Annotated in this window: 4 protein-coding genes and 1 pseudogene; 4 read left to right on the top strand and 1 reads right to left on the bottom strand. The window is 47.9% G+C overall.

Annotation, left to right across the window (positions count from 1 at the left end; genetic code table 11):
* Positions 1–467: 467 nt before the first annotated feature.
* Positions 468–3,266, top strand: a complete 2,799-nt coding sequence (locus GOV91_RS22230) for a sulfotransferase (protein WP_256369254.1) — start codon at positions 468–470, stop codon at positions 3,264–3,266.
* 146 nt (positions 3,267–3,412) lie between these two features.
* Here the strand turns inward: GOV91_RS22230 and GOV91_RS22225 are convergent.
* Positions 3,413–3,664: pseudogene (locus tag GOV91_RS22225) on the bottom strand (transposase); the annotation flags it as partial.
* Between the two features lie 177 nt (positions 3,665–3,841).
* On the opposite strand from GOV91_RS22225, the gene GOV91_RS22220 reads away from it, so the two are divergent.
* The 3 genes from GOV91_RS22220 (at position 3,842) to GOV91_RS22210 (ending at position 9,672) form a co-directional block, all read left to right on the top strand.
* Entirely contained in the window at positions 3,842–7,330 is a 3,489-nt protein-coding gene (locus GOV91_RS22220) for a glycoside hydrolase family 99-like domain-containing protein (RefSeq protein ID WP_171237099.1), read from the top strand.
* Between the two features lie 33 nt (positions 7,331–7,363).
* Positions 7,364–8,377, top strand: coding sequence for a class I SAM-dependent methyltransferase (locus tag GOV91_RS22215; RefSeq protein WP_171237098.1), 1,014 nt, complete (start codon positions 7,364–7,366; stop codon positions 8,375–8,377).
* A 149-nt stretch (positions 8,378–8,526) separates the two neighbouring features.
* Positions 8,527–9,672, top strand: coding sequence for a bifunctional 2-polyprenyl-6-hydroxyphenol methylase/3-demethylubiquinol 3-O-methyltransferase UbiG (locus GOV91_RS22210; RefSeq protein ID WP_171237097.1), 1,146 nt, complete (start codon positions 8,527–8,529; stop codon positions 9,670–9,672).
* Positions 9,673–10,096 lie beyond the last annotated feature (424 nt).

The raw sequence follows: 10,096 nt of genomic DNA, 5'->3' as shown, positions 1-10,096 counted from the left end.
CCCTTGTTCCCCCCTCTCGACCAAAGTAGTGGCCCAATTTTACGGGGCAAAGACAGACCCATGGTAGGGTTCTTCACCGTGCTTAAATGGTTTGGATATGGGCAATATTGGAGACAACAAGCTAGCACTGAACACAGAATATGATAACTACGCGACAGTTAGATGAGTGGGCCGCGTCTGTTTCAGTTGCGCTGTTGCTGTAGCGATAAACCCACACCGCAGAGTGAAGCTTTGCTGGTGCTTGGTGAACCATTGCGTTAAAAATAATCGACCTGTCGCTCGAATTGAAAAGTACACCAAGAACCGTGAACCAAATCACGCCAAGACTGCGATGCGATGGTGCGGTCGCATACCGCAGAATAGTGAACTTATAAAATGCTGCTGAGTCTTTTTAGAGGTTGGGTTTCGACAGTCTTTTAACTTATGGTTTTGACGATTTCACTTGGGCTCCTGGGAAAAAAGAAAACATGGAATTCTGTATAGTCGGGTCGGGCCGATGCGGCACAACTGCGATGCAAGCAATCTTCGACTCGCATCCCCAGATCCATGTGATCAATGAGACCCAATGGGTGCCCAGAATGGTTTCCGAATTTGGCAGCGGCACCTGCTCGCGGGCCAAGCTTATCGACTTTGTGCGGCATACACATCATTCGAACGGCCTGCCAACGCAAGAATTCGACGTTGATAAGTTTCTTCAGGTTTCGAACGCTCCTTCTCAACTTACAGTAAAAGAATTCAGCGATGCCTTAGGCCATTATTTTGCGGCTCAACAAGGGAAATCTCGCTATGCCGACAAAACCCCAGACTATGGCGTACATATTTACGAGTTATCTCAAGTATGGCCGGAGTGTCGTTTTCTGCATCTGATTAGGGATGGACGAGCAGTGGTGCGATCGATGATGCAGCACGACGGTTATAAAGCTTTGCTTGCGAGTGGGCGGTTGTCTTGGGCGGACGTAGCTCACGACTATAAGCCAACCAATTCTGCTCAAGAGACGACACTTAGCGTTTCGCGCATGGCGGACCTTTGGGCGAAACGGGTGGCGTTAACTCGCGAAGCCGCCCAGCATCTGGAAAATGATCGCTATCTCGAGGTACGCTATGAAGACTTGGTCGCTCAACCGAGGGCCACGCTAATGCGAATTGCTGATTTCCTCTGCCTAAATGACGAGCAGTTTTGGCTCGAAAAAAGTGCTGTTAGAATCCGACCCAAAGCAAGAAACGAAGTTCAGCTCCAAGAGTTAGCAAAAGACTTTACTCCGGCTGCAATGAAGGTTTTAGAAGAGCTAGAGTACATCAATCACCGTTTTGCTATGTCCAAAATGCCGGCTAGAGAAACAATTAAAAATCTCGCGATCGGCAAGAGCACTTCGAATACATCGAATTTGACCTGTGAGAAAACTATGAAGTCGATTGCTATTTCTATGGTGAAAAACGAACGCGATATTATTGAGCCTTTCTTGCGTCACAATCACCGTTTCTTCGATGCTCTATTCGTGATCGATAATGGCTCCGTGGATGGAACCCGAGAGATTATTCATGAGTGCGCGCGCGATCTTGGAAATGTCGTGTTCTGTGACAGACCTGAATTTGCTTATCATCAGGGCAGCTTCATCTCTAAGGCCACGAGATTCATTCAAAGTACGTATCGTGCTGAATTCATTACCTTCTTAGACGCCGATGAATTTCTCGAGGTCCGAGGCCGAGCGGAATTAGAAACGGCGTACTCGAAAATCCCTAAAAGTGCGACGGGAAAGATCAGATGGAAGACCTTTTTGCCAGAGCCCGCTATACTCGATGGTGACCATGATGACCCGCTGAAAGCGATCAAACTACGCCGTCGACGCGAACTGCCGCAGTACTTCAAATCTGTCTATCGTGCAGGGGGAAGCACCTCGGAAATAGTGGTGGGACAAGGTGCCCATTCCATATTTGATCCAACTTCGGGTGCCGAAGTGCCGTCGATTGATCTAACGGACATTGGTCTAATCCACATTCCAATTCGCAGCGCGGATCAACTTACAAGTAAAGCTTTAGTAGGATGGATTGCTAATGCTGCACGCAACCCAGATGTCGTACACTCAAGTCAAGCGTTTCAGTGGGGCGAGCTTTTCGAACGGATAACAAACGACTCACCGGAGTTATCGGCGCAGGATGTTAGCATTGCTGCACTAGAATATGCGCAAGACAAGCGGCAGGTGACATTGGAGGAGGACTCAATTGAAGATGCGCTGCCCTTTCCAATCCTCCGCAAGGTTTCCGATGGACGCTTTGGATCGCCGCTGAGCAATCTGGCGAAGGTTATGTTGCATAATGTAGTTGGCGAGCAAGTCGAGACGTCAGTCATTGCCCTGAAACAGGATGTGTTGGAAACTCAGACTGATGGAGAGAAATCTTTGGGTGTATTTGAAGACACTTGGCACCTGGAAAAGCCGTTTCTAGATCGCGCCCCTTTCGACTACTTAGTGAGAAAGTATAAACCAGCCACCGTGCTGGACGTCGGCTGTGGCAGTGGAGTTTACTTGAGGCTGTTAAAAGACCTCGGTGTAGAAGAGATACTCGGCGTCGACGGCATCTCGCCAGAAGCAACGGTTCTGAGCCCAGAACAATATCAGAAATTAGATCTCCATGACTCCTTGGATTTAGGGAAAAAGTTCCAGTTAACCATGTGTATCGAGGTCCTAGAACACCTCGATCCGTCTGCGACGCAAGTATTTATCGACAGTCTTGCAACTCACGCCACAGATATGATCTTGTTTTCTGTCGCAGAGCCCGGGCAACCTGGCGTGGATCATATTAACTGCCAACCGATGAATGCGCTTCTCGAGGCTTGGAAAGAGAGAGGCTGGGCACCGGACATCCACGAGACGCTCGCATTTCGAAGCTTGGCGACCCTTTCATGGCTCAGGAGAAATCCGGTCCTCTTACGTCCGGTTTCTGAGATTGAAGACCCTGACGATGCAATTAACGAGCTCATTGATATCGCATCGGAACCCTTTAAATGGTACGGGCAAATCCCAGGTATTCGGGCCTATGCTTTCTCGGAGGACTTTCCGGACATGGCAACAGTACAACCGCAAAATGGGGCGTCAAAGAAAGTCAAAACCATTGAGCCAATGGGCCGAAACGAAGAGCGTGATTCATTTGTTAAGATCCATGATGCCGATTTGTCCAAGGAAATTAAGCAGCTGCACAAGGAGTTGCGTCATGCCAAGCGTTACCCTTGGAAGTACATAAGGTCAGCTATTCGAGAACGCTTGAAGTAGCCTCCCATGTGCACAGACCAAAAAACCAATAGGAACATAAATGTGTGAATCCAAAGACTCCGCCTTTATCACAAATTACCAAGCGACATATGCGACGAACTATTCTGCGGTAACTGTAGTGACACAGATTTAGGGGGCTAGGACATAATTATCAGCTTGTCCAGCGTCTGGTAAGATACGGCACGTCTTCGCTGTAAGTTCTCCTTCTGCAGCCGCTTCAGCTCTTTCAATAGATCAATACCCATTCCGCCATATTGCTTACGCCAGCGGTCGTAGGTCTGTTCAACAACACCGATTCGTCTGATCGCATCGAGACGAGACATTCCTTGTCCCATCAGAACCTCAACCTGCCTTAACTTTGAGACAATCTCTTTCGAACTTGGTCGCTTGTTTGCCATTCTTAGTCCTCCGTTCACTAAAATAGCAGTGGACCAGTTCAGTCGGGGAGTCTCAAAGACGGTACGCGACTTGGGGGGTGCCGGATAATCAGTATCGACTTGGCGTTGTTCATAAAATGAGGTAGTGGGTTAGAAAAAGATGTTCGAACAGTGTTATAAGCCGAGGGCGACATCGGGATGCCGCACAAACGATTAAAGGTATCCAGAAAGTGGGACGAAGCATTGAACAAAAACAAAAGACGGCGACAGCAAAATTTGCCTCAAAAACAAGTCGAGACTAGTGAAGAAAATGGGTACTTGCAACAGGAAGCCATTGGTTCGTCTCTAAAAGTCCCGTCAGGGGAAATTGTTGATCCAATCGAGCAGCTAGCCAAAGATAGCTTTTCGGCGCGAAAGGCGGGTCTGAAAGAACTCGGATCAGCAATGCTACTCTTTTTGTCAAAGTTGGATTGGCTATTTTCAGAGCGTCGGAGAAAAAGGTTCTTCAGGTCTGCTGCTAAGCGCAGCGTTTGGATTAAAATTGCGCACTCGAAACTGCAGAAAAATTATAACATCCAATCAACAGTATTCAAAGAACAAGCAGCCGCTGTTCAACCTGGAAAAGACTTTGAGGATTTGGAGCCAACGATTGCAACGGGTCGAAAAATTAAAGCAAAGGCAATTGCTTATTATTTACCCCAGTTCCACGCTATCGAGGAAAACGATCGTTTCTGGGGTAGTGGATTTACGGAATGGCGCAATTTAGTTCGCGGAATGCCCCGTTTCGAAGGACACATTCAACCGCGCATCCCACGGGATTTTGGATTTTACGACCTTTCGTCGAGCGCTGTGATGAGATCTCAAGTTCGCTTGGCGCAAGAAGCAGGGTTACACGGTTTCTGTTTTTATCATTATTGGTTCGACGGGAAGCGAATTCTAGAGGCTCCCATGGAGTGTTTCTTGGAAGATGCTACCCTAAACTTTCCGTTCTGTCTTATGTGGGCAAACGAAAACTGGACCCGGACCTGGGACGGTCATGACAAAGAGGTCCTATTAGAGCAAACATATAAAGAAGAAGACGACGAAAAATTCATTGACGACCTAGTTCGCCACTTCCGCGATCCCCGTTATATTCACTTAGACGGACGCCCGTTATTCTTCATATACCGAGTAGAGCAAATACCCCACGCCTTTAAGAGAATTGCTCGCTGGAGAGAGATCTTCCGATCCGAACACGGTATCAACCCCCTGTTGTACATGGCGCAGAGCTTTGGCGATTTGGACCCAAGGCGTTACGGGCTTGACGGTGCCATTGAGTTTCCACCGCACAAGTTAGCTGACATACCCGACATCTCGAAGACATTGAACATGCTTGACGACGATTTCAGCGGGCGCATCTTAAGCTATGACGGGATGGTTGCTGAAGCGCGATCTGAACCTCCATCTGAATTCCCGCTCATTCGTACGATCACCCCCAACTGGGACAACGAATCTAGGAGACCTGGACGAAGCACGATAATTCATGGATCATCACCCTCAAAATTCGAGAATTGGGCACGCGATACAATCGAGTACGCCCGTGCAAATAAGGTACACGGGGAAGCGATTTTTTGCGTGAATGCTTGGAATGAGTGGTGTGAGGGTGCTTATCTTGAACCCGACGTTCACTTTGGTGGAGCCTATCTAAACGCGTTGTCACGCGCGTTAACTAGTACTAACCCGGTGACCAAAATTAATTCGATGAAGGTCTTAATAGTCGGACACGACGCCCTTCCCCATGGTGCACAATCACTTGCTATCCACATCGGACGCACGATGTCGGAGCAATTTGGTATCAGCATTGCTTTTTTGTTAGGAGGCTCGGGTGCCTTGTTGCCCCAATATCAAGAAATCGGTGAGACACACGTGGTCTCGATGACCGATAGTACAGCTGTCGGGGAAACGCTAAGTTTACTGGCCAGCAAGGGCTACCGATATGCACTTACAAACACGGCTGTGAGCGGTGGATATGTTCAGCACCTAAAAGCCTCAGGATTTAGTGTACTATCATTGATTCATGAGCTTCCTAAAGTTTTGCGAACCTACGATCTTGCAAGCAGTGCAGAGGCGATCACTGCAAATTCCGATTTGATTGTGTTCCCAGCTCATGTGGTAAGAGATGGCTTCCAGCGTTTCACGTCAACCTCAACAAAGGGACGAACGGAGGTATTGCCGCAGGGTCTATACAAACACGAACTCCTCGAAAGGGAAGATACGGACGACGGACTGCGAGCATACTTAGGCTTGGCGGAAAGCGTACGCTTGGTTATCGGAGTCGGTTTTGGTGATCTACGTAAGGGATTCGACAGATTTGTGGAAGCAGCCTTCAGACTCTGTTCCGCGCATGACGACATTGCGTTTCTTTGGCTTGGTGATGTTGAACTAAAGATGTCGGAATGGCTTATTCCGGAGATTGAGAAATCCTGTCTCGCTGATCGCATTCGCATCATGGGTTACATTGAAAATATTGATCGCTACCTTGTAGGGTCGGATGTGTTCTTTCTTCCGTCGAGAGAGGACCCTTTTCCTTCTGTGGTGTTAGAGGCGCTGGCGGTGGGGCTACCTGTAGTCGGCTTCCAAGGGTGCGGTGGGTGCGACGACATTATCAAACTACATGGGACACTTGTTCCTTCAGATAGGCCAGACGAGGCCGAAGCAGCAATTTTAGCGCATCTGCGCTTGTCGGGGGAGGCCGCCGATTTTGCGGCCGAGGCTCGACGTGAGCATGTGCGTAGTCACTATCGCTTCGACAACTATACTTTTGCATTGGCGCAGCGGTTCGAGCAAAGTCTTGCGCGAGTTACCGTAGTTGTGCCGAATTACAACTACGCCCAACATATTCCAGATCGATTGACCTCTATCTTTGACCAGACTTACCCGGTTTTTGAGACGTTGGTTCTTGATGATGCTTCAACCGACGAGAGTGTTGAGGTAGTGAGAAGTACGTCTCGTTGCCGTGGTCGGAAAGTTGATTTGATCCTAAATCAAGAGAACTCAGGCAGTCCTTTCCAACAATGGCAAAAGGGCGCAACATTGGCACGTGGCGAATTCTTATGGATCGCAGAAGCAGATGATGAGGCAGCTCCCGAATTTCTTGAGAAACTGGTTGCAAACATGCAAAAGTACGGAGCTGATCTTGGCTTTTGCGACAGCTGGATCTTGAACGCTTCCGGCGAGAGGGTCGGGGAGAGTTACATTCCTTACATAGGAGCTGAAGAACCGGAAGGGTTTCATCGTGCCTTCGCAATGGATGGTCAAGAATTCCTCGCTAAGTTTTTGAGCGTTAAAAATGTTTTACTGAATGTATCCGGTGTTCTCTTTCGAAGACAAGCATTGATAGATGCGATGAATGTTCTTGGAGACGAACTCAAGAACTATTCTGTCGCAGGGGACTGGAGAATCTATGTAGAAATGTGTGCTGCCGGAGGAAAAGTAGTTTGGGATCCACAAGCGCTAAACGGACACCGCAGGCATTCTCAAAGCGTCACACATGCGCTTAAAGTCGACAAACATCTATCTGAGATCGCGGAGATTCATGAGCTGGTCAAGAGCCGCGTGGATGTCTCTCAAAAATCCGTTGCTCTGCAAGAAAAGTTCCTTCAAGATTGCCGCGACTACCTCTCAGCAGACAATAGCTGTTCCGTTTGATAGCTTTTGCTTACACAAACGGTGGGTGCTTATATGAACGAAAACGTAAAGTTTCTTGGAACCCGGGTTCCGTTTCCGAATTATGTGCCCCCGGTCACTGCCTGGTTGGAGCATGGACCATTCGTAATGTGGCTTGTGCAGAAGATGCAGCCGCAAACGATTGTTGAGCTTGGAACTCATTTTGGTTACTCATTTTTCGCTATGTGCGAGGCGACAGTCCAGGCCAAATTAAACACCAGTTGCCATGCGATTGATACGTGGGAGGGCGACGAACATGCGGGTCGCTATGGAGCAGAGGTTTACAATAGTGTTTCGAAACACAACGCAGCTTACGAGCAATTTGCCAGCCTCCACAAGTCAACCTTCGCCGAGGCCGTTGCGACGTTTGAAGATAACAGCATTGACCTTTTGCACGTAGATGGTCGCCATTTCTACGAAGATGTGAAAGAAGACTTCGAGCAATGGATTCCCAAGCTTTCAACTTCGGCTGTGGTGCTTTTTCACGACACAGAGGTTCGGGAGCGAGATTTCGGAGTCTATCGATATTGGGCCGAAGTCTCAGCGAACCGCCTCGCACTCAATTTTCGGCATGGACATGGTTTGGGCGTGTTATTCTGGGGCAGTGAGATATCGGATAATCTTCAAGATCTTGCGAGATTTTCAAAACAGAACGATCTGCGTAAAGTAGTGCTGGATTTCTTCGAGTGTGCAGGTGCTGCTATGCGAGAACGACACCATGCAGCTACCCAAATTGCTGCTATTGATGAGCGCATAAATGATCTAAACGTAGCAAATGGATTTTTGGAAAAGAAGCTTTGCGGCAAAGATTCAATAATCGAGGAATTGCGTCTTGAAGTTTCCTTGTTGAGAGAAAAAGTACTCTTCTCACAGAAACGACCACATAAACTATTGTTAAATCTGTTCGAGTACAAGATCCTCAAAGGACTGTTGCTAAGCGGCTCGTTGATTTCCCAACGCACCCGGAAACGTTTCTCCAGGTCTGCGGACCGGCGTGATCCAAACGTGATACATTTCAACCTTAGGTAGCTTGTTTTAGTCGTTAATGACGCGAAGATCGATAGTTTTGAATTTAGTTGCGAGCGGACGCTGGCCTTGGTAAATCGCACTCACAATTGCGGCGCATAAAAATATGCGCTTAACTTTTAGGAAGACGGAAGCTCTGAGGGATCTCGAAATTGACAACACACCAAACCCATGAAAATGGTCCAAAGGGCCAAACAGATTCTGCCCACAAGCTCAGTCGCCTAAAGATGCCAGATGACTTAACTGGAAAAGCAGTACTAGATATTGGCTGCAACGAGGGTTTCTTTTGTAATCAAGCTCTAAAGCGAAACGCAAACAGGGTCATTGGCATTGACATGGATGAAGAGTTCTTACGTAGAGCCAAGGAGTTTTATGTTGATCCTCGTGTGACCTATCTTCATCAAGGCTGGAATAAACTTCCAGAAGGGTCATTCGACCTTATTCTTTGGACATCAGCGATGCATTATGAGCTTGATCCACAATCAGTTCTTGTGAGTATTGCAAGCAAGTTGACACTTGGTGGAACCTTCATTCTTGAATGTGGGGTAAAGGAAGTGCCGCGTAAGGAAATGGTGTACAGCCTGCGGCACGACGGCGGGAATTGGTATCCAACCCTGCCTTTAATTGAGGAAATGCTCGGCAAGGCTGGCTTCAGCTATAGAATGGTGTCGCATGCAGAGCTTGTCGGTACGGATCCTATCCCGCGGGTGGTTTTCCACTGCAAACGCCGAATACCATCTGTGATAATCGTGAGTGGCCAAACCCAAGTCGGCAAATCTGACCTCGCCGGTCTATTGTATCCGGCAGCAAAAAAAGTCATTTCCCTTGATCATTTCATCTCGCGAATTGCAGTTTCCGAGTGTGTTCACACTCCTTTAGAGAAGTTTATAAAGGAATCGACTGATCCCAACAGCCTTGGTCCTACATATGACGGTATTGATGCAAATGGTCTAACAGAAGCTTACATATCGTTACTCTCTAAGGGGGTTGCGGAGAGTGATGACCTTGTAGTTATTGAAGGGTATATGACTGAAAAGCAGATCCAACTTCTTGAAGCAAAGCTGTCGAACAAGGCGTTTGTTTGGGTTGCCAGAAAAAGCATTTCGTCCACTGGCCTTCTACCCACGGCAAAATCGCTCGCTATACAATCAAAGCTAAATGAAGAGGCAACCCAAGCAGTCAAGGGTTCTGAAGGCGACTGCTCCAACGAAGTTGAACAGTTGCGTAAAGAGCTTCGACACGCGAAACGTTACCCTTGGAAGTATTTGAAGAGTGCGATTCAGCAGCGAAGAAAGTAGGATATTTTTGCAGATCGTGCGACTAGTTCCGGATCCGAAGGGTTTTGTAACCAAAAAATTTCACCTCGCTTGAATGGCCCAATCGTATCGTTGAGACACTAAGGATTGAATATGGAGAACAAGCGTTCCGAACCGGTAGCGCCTTCACAAAGTTGCGGCAACTTGAGGTTCTTTGCTGCCTGAAGGATATGAACTGACGCTATTTAACAGTTTCAAATGACATAGAAAACCTTTCATCACTGTCTTAAGCAATTTCGCGATTTTGGGATCCGGCCAACCGGAGTGTCATTGCCCCCTAAAGTTGGGCCACTACTTTTGACTAGAAGGGGGAACAAGAGATGGCTCGGAAGTGATACTCGGACGAAGACTTTCTGAAGCTGCTGCGTGAGATTGAACTGAAGCTGGCAGATGGCGATGATGTTCG

This window comes from Ruegeria sp. HKCCA6837, assembly GCF_013034475.1.
Taxonomy (GTDB): Bacteria; Pseudomonadota; Alphaproteobacteria; order Rhodobacterales; family Rhodobacteraceae; genus Ruegeria.
This window is presented reverse-complemented; position numbering and strand designations above follow the sequence as displayed.

Excerpts from the sequence above, each read along its gene's own strand:
- GOV91_RS22215 (WP_171237098.1), top strand. The coding sequence starts at position 7,364 with ATGAACGAAAACGTAAAGTTTCTTGGAACCCGGGTTCCGTTTCCGAAT.
- GOV91_RS22220 (WP_171237099.1), top strand. The coding sequence starts at position 3,842 with ATGCCGCACAAACGATTAAAGGTATCCAGAAAGTGGGACGAAGCATTG.
- GOV91_RS22230 (WP_256369254.1), top strand. The coding sequence starts at position 468 with ATGGAATTCTGTATAGTCGGGTCGGGCCGATGCGGCACAACTGCGATG.